The organism is Streptomyces sp. SAS_270, assembly GCF_052543295.1.
Map to the genome: position 1 here is coordinate 45790 of NZ_JBMNDS010000022.1, position 19573 is coordinate 65362.

General features: G+C 66.3%; 11 protein-coding genes. 3 read left to right on the plus strand and 8 right to left on the minus strand.

All coding sequences use genetic code 11. The features are described 5' to 3' along the window. Window positions 1-85 precede the first annotated feature (85 nt). From ACN6LB_RS17320 to ACN6LB_RS17355, 8 genes are all read right to left on the minus strand, one after another. Entirely contained in the window at window positions 86-3010 is a 2925-nt protein-coding gene (locus ACN6LB_RS17320; protein ID WP_445026689.1) for a glycosyl hydrolase 115 family protein, read from the minus strand. A 682-nt stretch (window positions 3011-3692) separates the two neighbouring features. Further along, a complete protein-coding gene (locus ACN6LB_RS17325) occupies window positions 3693-5348 on the minus strand; it encodes an alpha-keto acid decarboxylase family protein (protein WP_445026690.1) in 1656 nt (551 codons plus the stop codon). Between the two features lie 19 nt (window positions 5349-5367). Beyond that, entirely contained in the window at window positions 5368-6183 is an 816-nt protein-coding gene (locus ACN6LB_RS17330; RefSeq protein WP_445026691.1) for an MBL fold metallo-hydrolase, read from the minus strand. Between the two features lie 29 nt (window positions 6184-6212). Beyond that, window positions 6213-7208, minus strand: coding sequence for a sugar phosphate isomerase/epimerase family protein (locus ACN6LB_RS17335; protein ID WP_445026692.1), 996 nt, complete (start codon window positions 7206-7208; stop codon window positions 6213-6215). A 2-nt stretch (window positions 7209-7210) separates the two neighbouring features. Continuing rightward, on the minus strand, window positions 7211-8125 hold the full coding sequence (gene iolE, locus ACN6LB_RS17340) for a myo-inosose-2 dehydratase (protein WP_445026693.1): 915 nt from the start codon (window positions 8123-8125) through the stop codon (window positions 7211-7213). Further along, window positions 8122-8652, minus strand: coding sequence for a hypothetical protein (locus ACN6LB_RS17345; protein ID WP_356140472.1), 531 nt, complete (start codon window positions 8650-8652; stop codon window positions 8122-8124). The genes iolE and ACN6LB_RS17345 overlap by 4 nt, the downstream gene beginning before the upstream one ends. Beyond that, complete coding sequence (locus ACN6LB_RS17350; protein ID WP_445026694.1) at window positions 8649-9761, minus strand: ferritin-like domain-containing protein; 1113 nt, start codon at window positions 9759-9761, stop codon at window positions 8649-8651. The genes ACN6LB_RS17345 and ACN6LB_RS17350 overlap by 4 nt, the downstream gene beginning before the upstream one ends. Further along, window positions 9758-11656, minus strand: coding sequence for a GMC family oxidoreductase (locus tag ACN6LB_RS17355; RefSeq protein WP_445026695.1), 1899 nt, complete (start codon window positions 11654-11656; stop codon window positions 9758-9760). Before ACN6LB_RS17355 ends, ACN6LB_RS17350 begins: the two co-directional genes overlap by 4 nt. Window positions 11657-12497: 841 nt before the next feature. On the opposite strand from ACN6LB_RS17355, the gene ACN6LB_RS17360 reads away from it, so the two are divergent. The 3 genes from ACN6LB_RS17360 (at window position 12498) to ACN6LB_RS17370 (ending at window position 19568) form a co-directional block, all read left to right on the plus strand. Further along, the gene (locus ACN6LB_RS17360; RefSeq protein WP_445026696.1) at window positions 12498-16094 is read left to right on the plus strand and encodes an ATP-binding protein; all 3597 of its coding nucleotides are present in this window, start codon (window positions 12498-12500) and stop codon (window positions 16092-16094) included. Window positions 16095-16135: 41 nt separating this feature from the next. Continuing rightward, the gene (locus tag ACN6LB_RS17365) at window positions 16136-17974 is read left to right on the plus strand and encodes a glycoside hydrolase family 15 protein (protein WP_445026697.1); all 1839 of its coding nucleotides are present in this window, start codon (window positions 16136-16138) and stop codon (window positions 17972-17974) included. 142 nt (window positions 17975-18116) lie between these two features. Beyond that, window positions 18117-19568 (plus strand): amidase, encoded by a 1452-nt coding sequence (locus tag ACN6LB_RS17370; protein WP_445026747.1) that lies wholly within the window; start codon window positions 18117-18119, stop codon window positions 19566-19568. The last annotated feature ends 5 nt before the right edge of the window (window positions 19569-19573 follow it).

A 19573-nucleotide genomic window follows, 5' to 3' on the forward strand; every position in this document is an offset into this window, starting at 1 on the left:
CCCGGCGCCCCGAAAAGGGGCGCCGGCCCGCGGCCTTGTGCGGCTTCGCCGAGGAGACGCGACCAACCCGCAGTCAACCCTCGGATCAGTGGTCCGGTAGGTCCAGGCCCGGTTCGAGGGCGGGGTTCGGATTGAAGACTCGGTGGTAGCTCTCGGGTGGTGCGAGGTAGCCGGCGACAGGGCCACCGGTGGCGATGACGATCTGGTCCACGGCAATGGCGGGGTCGGCCATGAAGAGTCGCAGGACATGATCGCCGGGGTTGGTCACAGTGACCGTGGCGGTCAGTTTCTCGATGCCCTCTTCTACGTTGCGGGCCCAGGCGTCGCCCCGGTTCCCGGTGGCGACGGCCTGCCCCGAAAGGACGGTGGCCGGCTGGTCGTCCAGGGCCAGGGCCAACCGGCGCTTGCCCCGCTCGTCCAGGGAAGGCAGGCGGTAGACCGTCACTGGGAATGTGCCCGTGTTGGTGAAGCGCACCTCGTAGCGGAGCTCGGGTGCCCGGGTGATGAAGTCCTCCGCGATGGGCGGCGCGGTCGACGGGGCCGCCTCGACAGCGCCGGCACGGCGACCGAGTCCGCAGACGGTTCGCCAGTGGGCGCCGCCGCGCGGTACCTGTCGCTCGTAGTGCGCGGCGTCGATCGAGATGTACCCGTGGGCTTCCACGAATCCTCGGGCCCGGCGGCGGGCTCGTTCCCCGTCGTTGACCACCTGCAGCGGTACCTCGGCGCGCTGCTCGTCAGCGGTGAAGGTCACCGTTGCCGGGGTGCTGCCTTCCGGCACCCGCTCCCAGTCGATCTCCACCCACACCCGGGCCTGCTCGGTCGTACTGCCGCCGGTCGTGCTCAGCCGGACCCACGGATGGCTGGTCTCGGCGCTCCATTGAAGGGGCAGGAAGCCGGTGTTGAACACGTCGACGAAGCGGGGGTGGCGGGTGCAGGAGGAGAAGGACAGCGGGCGGTCCGCTCCTGTCTCATTGCCCTCCGCAGCCACTCCCAGTCCCGAAGTCTCCTGCCGGGGAACCCTGGTGACGCTCGGGCGGCCCGGCGCCATCGGTATCTGGGAGGGATACGGGTTGACGAACCCGTTCCACTTCCCGCCCGCGATCTCGATGTTGTAGCGCTTCGTGATCGCCTGCTCTTCGGCGTGGGCGGCCTCGGCCAGGTCCGCGAAACGGTTCGCCCCCGCCCCGCGTCCCTGGCGGACGGCAAGCGTGTTGCGGTCCGCCCAGTAGTACTTGAGGTTCATCAAGTACGCTCCGTGAACCGGGTATTCGACCAGTTCGTAGTAGGCGTCCCGGTAGCTTTCGGGGAGCTTGACGCCGAGCGTCCGGGCCCGGTCCAACAGCTTCTGGTAGGCGGCCAGGCGGCGCGCCGCCTCGTCACCGTGGTGCACGGTCGAGAAGACGCCGCGATCTATGAACTCCGGACGCCGCTCGGCCGCGAGGCGGTAGTACTCCGTGCGGATCGCGGCGATCTCGGGGCCGTGCCGCCGCCCGAACTGGCGCCCGGCCCACTCGACCAGGAACTCCTCGACGTCGTCGGGTCCCCAGCGGTCCACGTCCCAGGCCATGTCCATGCAGAAGGACAACCCGGTCTCGATCGACTTGATGTCGCCGACGTTGAAGATCCACATCCGGTCGCCCTGATGCTCGTAGACCCGGCGCAGTTCCTGCCAGATCTTGCTCAACTGCGTGGTGTCCAGCCACAGGTAGCTTCTGGGCCGGCCCCAGTAGGAGAGGTGGTAGTAGATGCCGTTGCCGCCCGCGCGCCGCCGCTCGGCCTCGGTCGGCAACTGGCGCATGTTGCCGTGGTTGTCGTCCGGCCAGATCAGCGTGACGTCGTCGGGGACCTGGACGCCCGCGTTGTAGAGCTCCAGGACCTCCTTGTACGGGATGAAGATCTGCGGGACGGCACCGGAACCGACCTCCTCGGCCAGGATGCGGCGCTGGTCGGCGATGATGTCGTTCATCACCGCGACCTTCTCGGGAATGGTGGTGGCGTTCCGCGTCTCCAGCGCACTGTCGTGCAGTCCGCGCATGCCCAGCGTCCAGCTGCTCTCGTACCCGGCGTTCTGCCGTGCCCGGGCCCGCCAGTAGTCGGAGATGACACCGGGGTTCACCGTGTAGTCGTACACCGGCAGGCTGCCGTCGGCGTTCGGATGCTCGTTCGCCCACGGCTCCCACTCGTGTACGCCGTTGCGCAACATGGCCTCGGGGTGGCTGGAGCCGACCACGAGGCCGTACCGGTCGGCCAGCTCGGGATTCTCTCGGTACTTGTTGAAGAAGTCGGAGTACGGATGCATCGCGGGCCACAGGTAGTTGGCCTTGAGACGCAGCAGCAGCTCGAAGATCCGCTCGTACGTCCTGGGGCCGATGTTCTTGTCCGGCTCCTGGGTGCGGTGAGACCAAGTGGTGAGGTTTTCCTCGTCGTTGATGAAGATGCCCCGGTAACGGACCGAGGGTTCGAGCCGCTTGAGCGGGCCCGCCGGTACGGTCACGGTGTCGCGGTGTTCGACCGGCACGTCGGCCCACCAGTACCAGGCGGAGACGCCGATGCGTTCCGAGGTGTCGTAGATGCCGTAGACGGTGCCGCGCGGGTCGCTCCCGGCGATCACCAGGGCTCGGTCCACGCCGGGCAGCGGACGGTCCACGACCTGGGTCACCGACGCCTCCCAGCGGCCCTTGACCCCGGAGGTGTCCAGGCGCCCTCCCGCGACGAGCCGGTCCACGGCGGCGCCGGCGCCGATGGTGCCCACAACGACCAGGCGCTCGGCCCGCTCGGGGAGCGTGTGCAGCAGCCGTGGCCGGATGCCGCTGACTCGTTCCAGGTCCGCCTGGAGATCACCGGCCGCGCGGATCACGGAGGGGTCGTCCGCCGGATCCACGAACAGAGCGACTGCGCCACCGTTGTCGACCAACGGGAAGTCCGGTCGGATCGGGAGTTCCGAGGGCGCCGCATGGGCGGTCGAGGCAAGAACGCCGGGGAGCAGCGGGGTGGCTCCGACTGCCACCATTCCGCGGAGGAATGACGTGCGGGTCCACATGGGTGAGGCTCTGCGCGGCTCGTCGTACGGCACGGGAACACCGCCTTTCCGCACCGGTCCCGCGCCTACCGCGCCGGCTTCACGTCGGGCGCGACGGGGCACGGCGGCGCGACAGTCATGGACAGGACAAGAAAGCGCTTGCTGTACAGCCTAGGAGAGATCCTGTGAGGACGTCCAGAGGCAGGTGGCGACTTTGGGGCGGGCGGCTACGGGAACGACTCAACCGGGCCGGCGGCACGGTCATCTGCGATCGCTGTCCGGCGGTCGCAGTGCTCGAATGGCCATCCGCGACACCGGGAGCCACGCCCCATGGACCCTGGAGCGCTCCGTGGATGTCGGCTCCGCGTTTCTGCCCGCCGCGTCGGCGCGGGCTCAGCCCTGTGAAGGGCCTGTGATACCGAGGTGGCTCGGCTGCTGGACCTCGACCCCAATTTCTGCCGCTGGTTCATCGAGCCCGCCTCTACGCATTTGGGCGCCGACAAGTCACAGCGGCACTGCTCAACTATGCGCGGGCAGGCACGAACACGGAGCAAGCGGGCGCCAAGCGGCCTGGCGCTGCGCCCACTTGCCGCTGCCTCCTGGCCGGTCTCCGGCATACGCGCCCTGGTGGAGGTCGCGATCCAGCTCTCGACGAGTGGGTACGGGACAAGCTTCAGTGAGCCTTCCACTTCGCATTGTCGGGAATCGTCTTTTGAGGCACTCTCACCTGGATGATGGACGGACCGCTCGAGTTCGCCAGCGCACCCGTCACGGCATCGCCCAGCTCGCCGTACGTGCCGACTTCCCACCCCCGGCAGCCGAAGACGTCTGCCAGCCTGCTGTAGTTCCAACGGTGCAGCTCGCAGGGCTTGTAGAACGGCTCGTCGGAGTGGAATACCTCTGCATCGGCGAGCCACTGCTCCACGGCGTAGACGCCGTTGTCGATGACGAAGATGATCGGATCGAGTCCCAGCCGGGTCTGTGTGGAGAGACATTGGGCGGTCATCTGGAAGCCGCCGTCACCCGAGAAGACAATGGCCCTTTGCTCTGGACTCTTCGCCAGGCAGATGCCTGTCGCGGCCGGCGCGCTGTAACCTATCGACGAGTAGGACGACTGGACGATGAATCCTCCCGAGCTGGGTACGTCGAGCAGCAGGCTCCCGAAGTAGTTCATGCTGGCGTCGGCGCCGACGATGGTGTTCCTGTCGATGTGCTGCTGGATGTAGTCGTAGAACCCCTGGTATGTGATGACGTCGGCCTCGCCCATGTTCGGTACGCTGCGGGCCGGCTTTTCCGGCATCTTCCGCTCCTTGGGCGCAATCTTTTGGGCCAGGATTCCGTCGATCAGATGCTCCAGCGCGACCTGTCCGCCGAAATAGGTTCCGAGCTTTACCGCGTCGAACGATGCGAAGGCGGTCTTGTTGTAGTCCGGTTCCCAGCCCAACGAGTTGATGTCGGTGAGCCACACACCGAGGGCCAGTATGAAGTCGGACGTACCGGCCAGATCTGTTACGACCGTGGATGATGCCTGGCCGTCGAGCACGCCGACGAACTGCGCGTCGTCTTCGGAGAGGACGGCCTTGCTGAGGAGTTCGGTGGCGAACGGGACGTTCAGTTGCTGGATCAGGCTCATGGCCTTGTCCTGAAGGCCGAGGCGGTCGATCTCCACGCCGAGCCAGATGAGGGGATTCTCGGCGCTTTCGAGCTTTGCGCAGATCTGTGCGACCGACTGTTCCAGGCTGGTCTCGTCCGACAGAATCCTGGCGGGCTTCAGAACGCCCCTGGGCGGCTCGCACTCCAAGTCGACCATGTCCTGGAGCAGTTCGATGTAGATCGGGCGCCGTTCGCTTATGCACCGGGTCAGCGCATAATCTATCAATGTCGGCGCGAGGTCCGGGTTGTCGATGCGTATGGCTGCAGCCGTCAGGTGCTCGAACGACTGGAGATCCGTTTCGCGTCCGCTGATGAAGTGATGTGCGCTGAAGCCGGTCTGCTCGAAGGTGAGGGTCTTCTTTATGCTCGGTGTGCCGTTGATCAGTACGAGCGGCACCTTCTCGACGTAGGCGCCGGCGACGGCGTTCACGGCACACAGTGCGCCTGCGGAGTAGGTGACGCAGAGGGCGCCGATTCCCTTGAGTCGTGCGTATCCGTCCGCCGCGTAACCGGCGTTCACCTCGTTGACTTCCTCGACGATCTTCATGCCGCTCGGCGCAACGTACCGGTTCAGCCATTCTATGGAATAGTCGCCCGCGATGGCGAACAGGTGATCCAACCCCAGTTGGCGAAGCCTGTCCACCAGGTACTTTCCTACAGTGCAGCCCTCGTTCATGGTTGAAGCACCTCCGTGGTCAGTAGTCGCTCGCGCCGCCGAACAGCCGGGGCATGTAGATGTCGAAGATCCCCGGGCACTTGCGCTCCGGATACCGCTGCAGCATGAAATTCTTGAAGGCGTCGCCCGTCAGCCCGTTGCCGATTGCCTGCCGGGCTGCGGAGAGGTACTCGAAGTTGCCGGCGACTTCGTTCTTGTCCGCCGGCAGGCCGTGGCCGGGCATGAACAACTCGTAGTCCGAGACCAGCATTTCTTGCAGCACCCGGGTCCAGTGGTCCATGTGCTTCGTCAGGTACAGGTGAGTGCCGCTGTAGATCAGATCCTGAGTGAAATACACGCCTATCTCAGGGAGCCTGATGGTGAGGTGGTAGTCGATTTCGGTGTCAGTCACCCGATCGAAGACATACCTGACCCCGTCGATCGTCTCTTCACCGGGAGCAGCGACCTTTCCGGGAACGACGATCCGTTCCGGAGCCAGGTCACCGAGTTTCCAGTGGTCGCTTCTCGAGTCTTCTCCATGATCGCGGATGAACGTCATGGTCTCCGACAACGCGTGAACGGGGATGTCGGTGAACGCAGTTCCCAGACCGAACCAGTGGTCGGGGTGGCGGTGGGAGATGTACAGCCTTTCGATGGGCTTGCCGAGGCTGTCCGCGTAGTCTCTGAATGCTCTCGCGTAGGGGGCGAGGAACTGCCCGTCGACGAGAACCAGTTGGTTCCTGGTTTCGATGATGTGCGTGGCGTTCGCGATGTTGTTGTACGCGAAGGACGCGACGAAGGTGTGAATACGGACGTCGCCGGTCTGCTTCACGACCATGATGACGGGGTCTGACACCTGAGGCAGCATGGGTGGCCTCTCCGGGGTTATGTGGTCTGCTCTCGCAGCTCCTGCAACGCTGCCCTTGCGACGTCGTAGGCGCTGTCCCTGGCGGGCACCGGGTCGTCCTCGCCGGGGCGCCAGAAACGCCGGCGCGCCATGCGCATGGAGCTGTCGAACGGCGGGATCGCGTTGAACACTTCGATCAGGTACGGCCCGCGATACACGGGCTCGATCTCCTTGGAGATGACGTGCCAGGGGATCCAGCTGTCCTTCACCGCTCCCCGGTCGGGTGCGGATATGTGGACGTAGTAGAGGCGGTCCTGCCGTGTCGCTCGTGCGACGTTCTCCTTGAGGACCGACGGGCCCTGGCTTTCCATCACGACCTGCGCCGTGTCGATCGTGACGCCGCCCTGCGGATGTTCGAGGTCCTCGAGGAAGTCCAGTACCTCCGAGACCATGTTGGGTGGCGGCGTCTCCCAGCTCTTGACGGGTTCGACGGCGAGTTTCACCTCTTGCGCTGCGGCGTACTCCAGCAGCTCTTCGAAGACGGAACGCGCGGCGTGATAGCGCGGTTTCATCCAGTCCTGCAGGGCGTCGCTCCAGATCGGCTCGTCGGTGTCCGTGAGCGGAAAGACCCCGTAGGGGTAGATGAACGGCCCGGACATGATCGAGTCGCCGCCCAGTATCCGGGTGATGTCGACGCGTGACTTGAGGTAGGACAGGGCCTGCGTGCGCTGTTCCTCGTAGGGCGAAGTCGGGTCGAAGGTGCGTGTGGTCCCGACGTTGGTGGTGAACTTCACCTCCCCCAGGCCTGCCTGATCGAATGTCTTCTTGAGGCCGATATAGCTGTCGACCTCGAGTTTGTGATCGACGCCTGCGGGCGGCGCGGCGATATGCACGTCGAAACCGTCGTAGCCCATGTCGGTGAGGACATTCAGGTGATTGATCAGTGTCCGGCTGTAGTCCGCGTCCTGGGGCCGCAGATCGGCCGTGAACATGAAGAAGCTGAAGAATACGTCTCGTCCGAGTGTCGCGTTCATGGTCACCAGCCCAGGATGTCGGCGAGGTAGGCGCGGGCTTTCTTGGCGTATTCGAGCGGGACGGCCTTGTTCGGGTCCTGCTCCGCTTCCACGACCAGCCACCCCTGGTAATCCGCGGCGGCCAGCGCGTCGAGGATGGGCCGGAAGTCGATCCCGCCGTCTCCGGGCACGGTGAAGGCACCGAGCTCGATGCCCTCCTGGAACGACAGGCCTTCTTCACGCACCCGGCTGACGACCTCGGGGCGGATGCTCTTGAGGTGGACGTGGCCGATGCGGTCGGCGTAGGCCCGCGCCAGGTCCAGCGGATCGTCGCCGGCAAAGGCCGCGTGGCCGGTGTCGAGCAGCAGGTGGACCAGTTCCGGATCGGTCGAGGCCATCAGCCGGTCGATGTCGGCCCTGGTCATGACGCCGGTGCCCATGTGGTGGTGATAGCTGAGCTTCATCCCGGCCGAGCCAGCGATCTTGCCGAGCTCGTTGAGGCCCGATGTCAGGGCGTCCCACTGGGAGTCGGTGAAAACGGGGCGGTTGGCGAACACGTCCACAGGCAGCAGGTGCGAGGAAGCACCGAACTCGGCCACGACGAGCTCGGTCCCGCTCAGGGCCTTGATATGGGCCAGCGTCTCCTCGAAAGCGGCGATCGTCTTCTGCCGCATGTTGCCGATCGTGAAGTACGTGCTCGTCCAGGGCTCGGACACACGCAGGCCACGGAGGTCGAGGGCGGCCTTGAGCTCGGCAGCGTCCGAAGGGTACTTGTGCCCGATACTGCAGCCCTGGAAGCCGGCGAGCGCCATGTCGCTCACGGCCTGGCCGAAGGAGATGCCGGCGTCGATGCTGGGGAAGTCGTCGTTCCACCACAGCGTGCAGCAGATGCCGAGTTTCACCTTGTCCGGACTGAGTCGGTGGGCTGTGGCCGTCATCTTGTCGCCCCTTTCAAGTAGCGGTCCGCGATGCGGGGTGGCTGAGCCCAGGAGCCGTATCCGGGTGCCTTGGCACCGGGAGGATTGGCGCCGATGGCCCGCCACAGCAGCCCCTCCTGGTAGGCGGCGGCGGTGACCGTGGAGGTTTCTGACGCCGTGTGGGCTCCGTAGCGGTCGATCCACTCGGCCGGCAGCGCGTACCACAACCCGGCGTACCAGAGCTTGATCACGTTGCGGGCGACCGGGCCGAGCCGGTCGTCGCTGAAGATGCGGTGGCGCAGGGCCCGGTCGAACAGATCCCGGTCGAGGGGGGTGCGGGCACGGCTTTGGGGGCTTCCCCCGCCGGCCGCGTCGGTGCGGGAAGCCCGGTGGGCGTCCAGCAGAGCGGTGACGATCTCGTCGCCGCAGGCGGCCCGCACTTTCGCCAGATAGCGGTGTCCCATGCCGGTGCCGAGCAGATCGGTTTCCTCGAAAGCGGTGAGGTCGACCGACAGCAGGAGGAACTTCTCGAACGACGGGGCGGTCATCGTGTCACGCTCCGGGTTGTCTCGCCGGCATCCGAGGAGGCCTGCGGATCGGCCCCGTTGGCAGCCGGAATCTCGAAGGTGGGGCCGGCGTGCAGGCCGTCGCTGCCCGGCAGCGGGTTGCACACCAGCCGGTTGAAGCCGTCGCGCAGGCGGAACATCTCGCAGACGGCCTCCTGCAGGAGGGCGGGGTGCCCGTTGAGCGCCTTGGTGAGGGAGGCGAGAAAGGCTCCGTAGTCGGCGTTGAAGTCCCGGGCCACCTGGGCGAGTTCGGATCCCTCGGGGTAGTCGGCCAGCCGGACGCTCAGCTTCACCTTGTACACATCGTCCCAGGTGATGCTCAGCGGCGGCCCCGAAGGTGCACCGGGGTGGTCGCCCACCTGGTAGTAGCGTCCGAGCTGCAGCTGCCGGAACCGGTAGTAGTGGGCCAGTTCCCCGTCCGCGTCGTATATGCCTGAATCGAGGCCCTCGCCCTGGCCGGCGATGAAGCGCAGCGCCTGCTGCGCCGAGTCGAGGTCGGAGACGACGATCATCGCTCCGCCGCCGGAGTAGAAGTACTCGGGCCCCACCTGGCGGGCCGGGTCCCCGCAGAAGAGCGCGGGATCGTTGGCAGCCACCTTTTCGAGCCCTTCGATGATCTCCTCGTAGAACTCGCCGATGCTGTAGAAGCGCATCTCCTCGGCGGTGGGGCTGGAGACCAGGAGCGGAGTCCTGCCCTCCGTTGCCTTCACCAGCCGCGAGTCGTCGCTCGGGGCCCTGCCCGGCCGCTCGATCTTGCAGAATGTCTCCACCGCCTCGGGGGAGAAGGGCCGCAGGTCGACGGTGAAGTCGTCCTCCCCGTCCGGCAGGTAGGCCGGATAGGACGGCACGAAGCCGGCGCGGGTCAGGTCGGGCTCGCCGCCGATGGCGTTGAGGACGTTGGCGACGAGAGTCAGGTGGAGCATCTCCTCCACCGCGGTCACCCGGATGATGTGGGCGGCGTCGGAATTGGTGCTGGAATGTATGGAGTAGTACGCGGTCAGGTACGGCGGAATGGTCGCGTGCTCCAGCGCCATCGCCGCGTTGAGGTAGCTGAACAGGTCGTCACGGTTCTCGATGGTCGACACGGTCATGGGACCGCCTCCCCGGTAACGTTGATCGGTGCGGTCTCGGAGTCGAGCTGGGCCACCATGGCCCGGGCGCTGCGCAGGCACAGGGCGGCGAGGGTGAGCGTCACGTTCGAGGTGCCCACGGTGGGCATGCTTCCCCCGCCGACCATGTAGAGGTTCTCGTGGTCCCAGCACCGCTGGTCCGCGTTGACCACCGAGGTCGACGGTGTGCGGCCCATCACATGGGTGCCGGCGAGGTGGTTGCCCCCGCGGAGCTCGTAGCCCACGCCGTCGTGGACGGCGTAGCCCCAGAAGTTCGGGTTGTAGGCGGTGTGGTCCTCGGCTCCCAGACGGGCGAAGATCCGTCTCGACAGCTGCCGGGCGTACGCCACCCCCCGCATCGTGTACTCGGGGATGTCGTAGTTCAGGACCGGCCGCATGTTGCCCAGCTTGTCGGTGAAGTCCGGGCTCACGGTGATCCGGTTGCTCGGGTCGGCGGGGACCTCGACCATGAACGCCAGCTGCAGTTGGCGGGACACCTGATCCACCAGACCCTGGCGCAGGGACTCGCCGTAGCGGCCGGCGGAGTCCACCAGGCCAATCAGGTCGGTCATCGGCGCGCCCCGGGCCCAGCCCCAGCCGTCGTTGTGGATGTCGACGGTGAACGCCGCCTGGCGGCTGCGGAAGCGGCCCCCGCGCAGGTCGGTGATACCGCCCGTGCAGATGGTGCCACGGAAGGTGCCTGCCACCTCGGGCAGCAGGCCCCACGCCAGCAGGTAGGCGTGGTCCATGAAGTTGCGCCCCATCAGGCCGCTCGAACCGCGCAGCCCGGAGGCCAGCATCAGCCGGGGGTTCTCCACCGCGTTGGCGGCCAGGACGAACAGCCGGCCGCGGGCCCTCATCGTGGTGAAGCCCGGGCTGTCGGGCCGGTCGTAGCGGCGGTACTCGATCTCGGTCACCCGGTGCGTTTGCTCGTCGACGTGCACCTTGTGGGCCACCGCCTGGGCCACCAGGTCGACCCGGCCGCTCTGGAGGGCCACAGCGAGGGTCTTGCCGGCGTTGTACTTGGCCTGCACCGGGCAGATGGGCACGCAGTTGTTGTTGCCCTGGCACCGCTCGCCGACCTCGACCTGATAGGCGCTCACTGCCCCTCGCGGCACATAGCCCTGCCCGCCGTCGTAGGCCGGGTTCGGTATCCCGTTGCGGCCCTGCGGGAAGGGCCGGACCCGCAGCTCCCGCTGCTCCCCGTCGAGCTCGACCGGCATCCCGTCGAGGTCCTTGGCGACCGTCCGGTCCAGGTAGGACAGGGGCAGTCCCTTCATGGGGAACACGTAGTCCTCGTCGAAGGTGATGCCGAGGTAGGCCTGGTCCTCCACGTCGGCGGAGACGCCGATCTCGCGTTCGGCCTCGTTGTAGTAGGGGGCAAGGTCCTCGTAGGTGAGCGGCCAGTCCGTCCCCTGGCCGTAGAGCGTGTGCATCCGGAAGTCCTCGGGCAGCATCCGCAGCGTCTTGCCCTCCCAGTGCATGGTGGTGCCGCCCAGGACCCGCGTATAGGTGGTGTCGGTGGCGAGGGGCCCGCTCTGGACGATGTAGGACGATGCGTCGGGTGCACCCGGGGTGATGCGCCGTGCGTCGGGGCCCCGGGGCATCGGAGCGTTGGCGACGGCCGGGTAGGGGGCCTGGTTGTCCTTGCTGATGGCCGAGTAGAACCGGTCGAGATAGCTCTCGTAGCCCCTCAGGGTGAGGTCTTCGGCCGGGCCCGCTTCAAGAAGCAGCACCCTCCTGCCGGCTTCGCTCAGCCGCAGGGCGACAAGGGCGCCGGAGATCCCGCCGCCGACGATGACGGCGTCGTAGACAACCTCGGCCGCTGTCTCGGGGTCGGTGCGCTTTGCCGCCCCCTGGGGAAACTTCGCGTACATGGGAAGTCACTCCTCCACTGCCAGGCACAGCCGGAACCGGCGCGGCGGCCGGGGTCAGAGTCGGGCGGCCGCGTCATACGGCGGCCCGGGCGCGCATGGTGGACAACTGGAACCCGGGTAATTGTGAACTCCGTTGCCTTTCGAGCGGATCCATCGAATCCGGCCGTCTGTCGGAGTCCTGATCACGCGAATGGAAAAGGTCAGAACCGAGTGCGTCCATGGGCTGCCGCCACGGGTATGTATGGGATTCTGCGCGAGCGAGCCGATGGACGGCGCTAGAGAGCGCAGATCGTTCATAGGCACTTCGATGGTCAAGCTGCGAATTGATGTCGCTGCTGAAGACACGGCGCGTTGGACACTGCCGCGTCACCAACGATACGCGGGAACCCTCAACATTGCCGAGTGGGCAGCGGGCGCATGCCCCAAGCCGCCCCGGAACACGACCTGCCCGACGCCGCAGCCTGACGGCCGGCGCCCTGAATGGACATCAGAAACCTTTGCCCGTCCACGAGTTCCTGTGCAGCGCGGTGTTCACCATGGGCATCCCGCACGCCCTGTACGGCCACGCTGACGACGCCGTGTTGCGCTCTTCCCCGCCAGTGCTTTCATGGAAGAGGCATGCGTGCAAGCAGCCATTCGCGAGGCAAACGACCTCGACGCGGGGCAGCGAGATCACGCTGGGGCAGTGTGGAGCGAAGAACGCACCTGTGATGTGTGGCACCACGAGTACCACTCGCTGATTTCCCTCTGCGCCCACAATCGACGCCCACACTCGGCGCTCCTGCCACGTCCTGCCTACAACATCCCGCCATTGATGTGCAGCGCGGAGGGAACGGACCTCATGCCCACCAAGGTGATCCGCCGCCCGAAAGGCAAAGAACGGCCACACAGCGCCCCCTGGTACACCTTGTATCCGAGACGGGGGTGGTCCCGGATCTCAGGGGCAACGGGCCGAATCTGGCGCAGGTTCAGGACTGAAAGGGAGGCACGCAAGGGCGTCGCCACAGCTCGCAAGTGGCGCCCCGGATGGTTTTCCCTCGGCCCCCTGCTGCGCGCATACGCTTTCCTCGGGACGGCTCTGCTTTTCATTTGGGTAGGACTGGCCATTTATGATTTCCTGAAGGGCAATGAATCAGATTTCAATAACGTGCTGGAATCCCCATGGTTCGATGCCGTCTCCCACATCGTGGGCCCAGTTCTCACGGGTTCCCTGCTACTGGCGCTCTTTCTTCTGTACTGGTACCACAAGACCAAAAAGCCGCTCATCGACAAGGCGCGTACACATCCACATGATCTGGTCCCCACGGCTGGAACCCTCGTCAACCGGATCGTCGGGCGCCACGAACTGTCCCAGGTGATGGCCCAGACACTCCGTAATCGGAAAACCCGGAAGCCTTATCTGCTCGTCGGCGGTGTGGGTGTCGGCAAGACAGCCGTTCTGGTGGAACTCACTCGGATGCTGGCACAGCAGTCCGCCGTTCCCGTGCCGATCAGTCTGCGCGACATGAAGGGCGCCGAACTCGACTTCGAGGAAATGGCACGGCGCCGTTTCGCGGAAGAAGCGGACCAAGGAGCGCTCGCCGGCAGCAGCATCGACAAGACGTGGCGGCAGCTGAGGCTCGACGGCAAGATCGTCGTCATCGCCGACGGCCTGGAAGAGGCTCTTCTCGACGAGAAGTACCAGGAGGACCGCGACAACATCATCCGCCGGGCGATAGAGCGAGCGGATCGCCAGAAGCTTCCCCTGGTCATCGCCTCGCGCCCGCACACACCGCTGGAGGGCACCCGGGCCGCGATCGCCGATATGGAACCGTTGAGCGAGGAAGCGGCCCTGGAATATCTGGTACGGGAGCCCGGCGAGCTGGACGAACGCCGTCTCGACTGGGTGGTGGAGACCGCCGAGGTCGTGGATTCGCCGATCTATCTACGGATCGCCCGGCTGCTGCAGCGGTGCGGGCTGCTGGAGCATCTGACCCTCCGTGACGAAAACGATCGCCTGGACACACGCAGCAACGACTGCTCCACTCTCAGGCTCGGGTTTCTCAACACCTACCGACAGGCCATTGAAGACGGCCGCATATTCGACGATCTGGTGATGGACCGCGGGGAACGTCGGGAAACCATGTGGGTCGTGTCGGCACTGGCCTGCCTGGGACTGCTGCAGGACAGTCTCGAGGTGACGTTCGATGACTTCGTCAGCGCGCACGTGGACGACCTGCTTCATCGCACGCAGCCTCAGGGCAATCACCACGAACCTCCGGGCGGTGCCCAACAACATGGGACCCGCCTGGTCGTCACCCCGGCGCAACGCGACGCCATCTGGGGCGTGCTGGGCCGAAAGATCGGCGTGTCGGCGCCCTGGCTCAACACCCTGGACTACCCCAACGAGTGCCGTACAGAGTTGGCGAGATACACCGCCAACGGACAGCTTCTCGGGCTGGTGTACGGCAGCGAGAACAAGGTTCGTTTCCCCCACAGCATCCTCCAGGCCTATCTGGGATATCGCCTGCTCAGGGAGATACCGGACGACAAGATCGGCGCGGTCATCGAACCGGCGCTGCACAGCCCGGGCCCGTCCCGAGAACTGCTCATCGCTCTCGTGCTGCTCTCACGCCACCGGGCAGATCTCGTCACCACTCAGTCGGCCACCCACCCCCACACCACTCCGCACGCACAGGGCAGTCATGGAACGCCGCAGAGGCTGGCCGAGCTGCTCAGCAATGCCGCCGCGTACCGGCACGACGCAAAGTACTTCGACCTGTACGCCGCAGCCCTGGAAATAGACTGTGTCGATCCGGCGCCAATACAGGACACACTGGCCCAAGAACTCGATGAACAATGGGCGCGCCTCGATATCAGAGGCGACCAGCGGACCATCGAGGACGCGAAGCTGAGGTTGGTTCGGAACTTCGGATCCGCTCTGCGTGAACGGGACCGCCGCAGCAAAGGGAGCCATCCCTCTTCAGAACGCTCAGGGCAGGAGTGCGTGCGACCGCCTCTTCCCTACAAGCGCCTCTTCCAGATCGGCACACATGAGCCCTCCTACGCTGTCCGGATCGCGATCTCGCATCAAATCGCTGCCGGCGGCGATTCGGCCTTCCAGGACCTGCGCACGGAATTCCCCCTCGGATCCGATCCCATATCCCAGTACCTGGAAAAGATCCGTGACGCCAAAAAGAAGTTCGACCACGACTACACTGCGTGGCTCAGTGAAGAGGATTCGGACCCGACTGACGACCCGGAGGCGGCGGAAAAGAGACAGCGGGAGCACGACGGGATCGTGGAGGAATACGAGCGGAGCCGCACCACGTGGTGGCGCCACTTCACCCTCCGGGCCTGGCTCGTTCCCATGATCGTCGGTTCCGTCTCCGAAAAATACCGTGACGAGGCCAAGGAACGGCTGAGCCTCTGGCTGCGCAACCTGATCACCGCAACCGGACAGCAGAAGCCGCTCATACCGCTCTCCTTGGAGAACGCCTTGGCCCAGGGCTTCAAGAACGCGGCGAACCGCAGGAGACGGCACCCGGGCGCCTACGAAGAGACCCGGGCCTACCTGGTGAAGCAGGCGGAGAAGATGCTCACCTGCAGTCGCTACTGGTACGCGCAGTTGAGTCTGCTTCATGCACTGTGCCTGTGGGAGCTCCCCGACAGCATTGGACGCGCGACGGACGGCGACGTGGCATCCAACGCCCCATTGGATCCCATCAGCTCGGTCACCCGATGGCTCGCGCTGGCCGGCAGCGCACACGAGACCCCGGCCCAAGTCGGCGCCACCTACGAACGCCACGCTGAAAAGGTCCTCCACCCCTTCATCGCCGAAGTCGGCGATCTGGTGACCCTGGCCCTGGAGACAGGCCACCCCGAGCGGTTCATCTGGATCGACGAGAACGGAGTCAGCGACACCGTCGGTTCCACCCCGGCCGATCCGGAGCGCTACCGCAAACACAACCTGTGGATCGCCCCGTCCGTCGGCTGGAGCAGCCTGCACCCCCGGGCCCAACGCCTTCTCGCCGACGTACTGGTCATGCTCAACCTCACCGAGGGCAACGGGAGCCCCGACGACATCGAGGAACGTCTGGAACTCGCGAACAAGGACGACCTCCCGCACTGCCTCACCCACGACCGCAACCTTCTCCACCCCGAACGCAGTGTCGGACGGGCCGACCGGGACGGATCTCGCACCACCTGCCGCTCCCCCTGCGAGTTCCGGCTGTGCCCCTATCCCCCCAAGACCGGAAACGCTCAGGCGGAGATGGCCGAGCTGTTCTGCCGACAGCAACAGGCGCTCCTGCACAGCCGCTTCCGCTGGCGCCTGCCCGCCGTCAGCCGGCACACCGCACCCTGGGTGAGCATCCCCGTCAGCCAACTGCACGCCTTCTGGGAAGAAATGGCCAACCGGAACCGCAAAACCACCGACGATGACCACCACCCTCTTTGAGGTACGTCCAGGTGAATCTCACACCCGAAAGGGGCGCCCCGATGGACGGCTACCCACTGATCGAGAACCACGGACTCATCGGCGATCTGCAGACCGCGGCGCTGGTGACCACCGAGGGCGCGGTCGACTGGTTCTGCTCCCCACGGTTCGACTCGCCGAGTGTCTTCGGAGCACTGCTGGACAAGGACAAGGGCGGTCACTGCACCGTCCGGCCGGCGCACTCCACCCATACGACCAAACAGTTGTACCTGCCCGGCACGGCGGTCCTGGTGACCCGCTTCATGACCGAGGCGGGCGCCGGTGAGGTGATCGACTTCATGCCCGTGACCGGTACGACGGTCACCTCCCGCCACCGGCTGGTACGTATGGTCCGCTGTGTGCGCGGCAGCATGACCTTCCAGGTGGAGATCGCCCCGCGGTTCGACTACGGACGCAGCAAGCACGAGTTGCACATCACCTCGCACGGAGCGGTCTTCGCCGCGCAGGACGGCACGGAACTCACCGTGCACCCCATCCGCGAACCGCACGACAAGCGACTCCTCGACGCTCTCACGGTTCAGGACGGCGATCTGCACGTGTCGCTGCCCCTGCAGGCCGGCGAACAGCGCGGGCTGGTCCTGGAGGTGGGCGCCGACGGGCCACCCGCCGAGGTCCGCCTGGACGCATACCAACAGCTCTTCGACCAGACCGTGGCGTTCTGGCGCTCCTGGCTGGCGCAGTCGCACTACACCGGGCGCTGGCGCGAGATGGTGGAGCGTTCCGCGATCACACTGAAGCTCATGACCTTCGCACCCAGCGGCGCGGTGGTGGCCGCCCCCACGACGGCCCTCCCGGAGCAACTGGGCGGCGAACGCAACTGGGACTACCGCTTCACCTGGGTCCGCGACGCCTCCTTCTCCGTGTACGCCCTGCTCGGGCTGGGATTCACGGAGGAGGCCCGGGCGTTCATTGCCTGGCTGAGCGACCGGGTCAAGGAACGGGCGGGCAACAGCGGGAAGACCGGCCCGCTCAACGTCATGTACAAGGTCGACGGATCGGCCGACCTGGAGGAGCAGACCCTCGACCACTGGGAGGGCTATGCGGGCTCCTTCCCGGTACGCATCGGCAACGGCGCAGCAACGCAGCTCCAACTGGACATCTACGGCGAGGCACTGGACAGCATGTACTTCGCCCACCAACACGGACTCCAGGTCGGACACGCCGGATGGACCTCCATGCGGGAAAACCTCGACTGGCTGGCCGACCACTGGGACCAGACGGAGGAAGGAATCTGGGAAACCCGCGGCGGACGCCAGGACTTCACCTACGGCCGCGTCATGTCATGGGTGGCGTTCGACCGCGCTCTGCGCCTCGCCGACTCGAAAGGCTGGCCCTCGGCGTCCGGACGCTGGCAGGCCGAGCGGGACGCCGCCTACGAACAGGTCATGGCCAAGGGATGGAACGAGGAACGCCAGGCCTTCGTCCAGCACTACGGCAGCGACGTACTGGACTCCTCGCTGCTGCGCATGGCCACGGTCGGGTTCCTCAGCCCCGAGGACCCGATGTGGGCCTCGACCCTTGACGCCATCGACGGGGAACTCGTCAGCGACAGCCTCGTCTACCGCTACAACCCGACGGCGTCACCTGACGGCCTGCGCGGCTCCGAGGGCACGTTCTCCCTGTGCACGTTCATGTACGTCGACGCCCTCGTCCGGGCGGGACGCACGGACCAGGCACGGCTGGTGTTCGAGAAGATGATGGGGTACGCCAACCACCTGGGCCTGTACGCGGAGGAAACCGACCCGACGGGCCGCCAACTCGGCAACTTCCCCCAGGCGTTCACCCACCTCGCCCTCATCGACGCGGCCATCACCCTCGACAAGGCACTCGACAGGCGGTAGCCCCGGCCCGGTCCACGCCAACGCCGGTGACCGCGGGTGAACTGGCTTTGCCGGGGCGGGAGATGGCGAGTATTCGGGCGTCCATCCTGTTGTGCGAAATGCCTTTTCATGGCCCGTTCGGGTGGCCGGTACGGTCGGAATCATGGAATGGAGTTTTCAGACCGCCGAAGAACTCATGGCTGCCCTGCGTGCCGGTGAGGTGACCTCGGCGGAATTGACCGACGAGGCGATTGCCCGTATCGAGCGGGACGACAAGGCGATCAACGCGATCTGTGTGCCGGACTTCGACCGCGCGCGGGCGGCCGCGCGCGATGCCGACCGGGCGCGTGCCCGCGGTGAGGAGCGGCCGCTGCTCGGCATTCCGGTGACGATCAAGGAGTGCTACAACATCGCCGGACTGCCCACGAACTGGGGTATGCCGTTGCACCGGGACTACATGCCGGCTGAGGACGCGGTGCAGGTGTCGCGGCTCAAGGACGCGGGCGCGGTGGTGCTCGGCAAGACCAATGTGCCGGTGGGGCTGCAGGATGTGCAGAGCTTCAACGAGATCTACGGGACCACCAACAACCCGTGGGATCACCGTCGCACACCGGGCGGGTCCTCCGGCGGATCAGCGGCGGCCCTGGCGTCGGGATTCGGCGCGCTGTCCATCGGCTCCGACCTCGCCGGTTCGCTGCGTACCCCGGCGCACTTCTGCGGTGTCTACGCGCACAAGCCGACGCTCGGGCTGGTAGCGAGCCGCGGTATGGTCCCGCCGCGTGTGCCGGCGTTGCCGGCCGACGCCGACCTCGCCGTGGTCGGTCCGATGGCGCGTACGGCCCGCGATCTCACGCTGCTGCTCGATGTCATGGCCGGACCGGATCCGCTGACGTTCGGTGTGGCGCACAACGTGAAGCTGCCGCCCCCGCGTCACGAGCGCCTGGGTGATTTCCGGGTCCTGGTCCTGGAGGAGCATCCGTTCATTCCGACCGGGTCGGCTGTGCGGGCGGGCGTGAACCGGGTGGCCGGCGCGCTGGCCGCAGGCGGCGCCCGCGTCGAGCGGCACAGTCCGCTGCTGCCCGATCTGAGCGAAGCCGCCACGCTCTACACGCAGTTGCTGTTCTCGAGCACCGTTGCACGTTTTCCCGTCGAAGCGTACGAGCAGCTGCAGATCCACGCCGCCGGACTGAGCGCGGAGGACCAGAGTCTGGATGCGGCGCGGCTGCGCGGCATGGTGTTCAGCCACCGTGACTGGATCGAGGCGAACGGCCGTCGCGAGCTCCACCGCCACGGCTGGCGGCAGCTGTTCGCCGAGTTCGACGCCGTGGTGTGTCCCATCACGCCCACTCCCGCGTTCCCGCACGACCACAACCCCGATCCCCTGGGACGCCGGCTCGACATCGACGGCGTCGGGTACCCCTACTTCGACCAGCTCGTCTGGGCCGGCGTGGCCACCATGCCGGGCCTGCCCGCGACCGCCGTACCAACGGGTCCGTCCCCCGAGGGTCTGCCGGTGGGAGTGCAGCTCATCGGTCCGATGTTCGAGGACCGCACCGCGCTGCGGCTGGCCGAACTGCTCGAGCGGGAGATCGGCGGCTTCCAGATGCCGAAGTAGCCCCG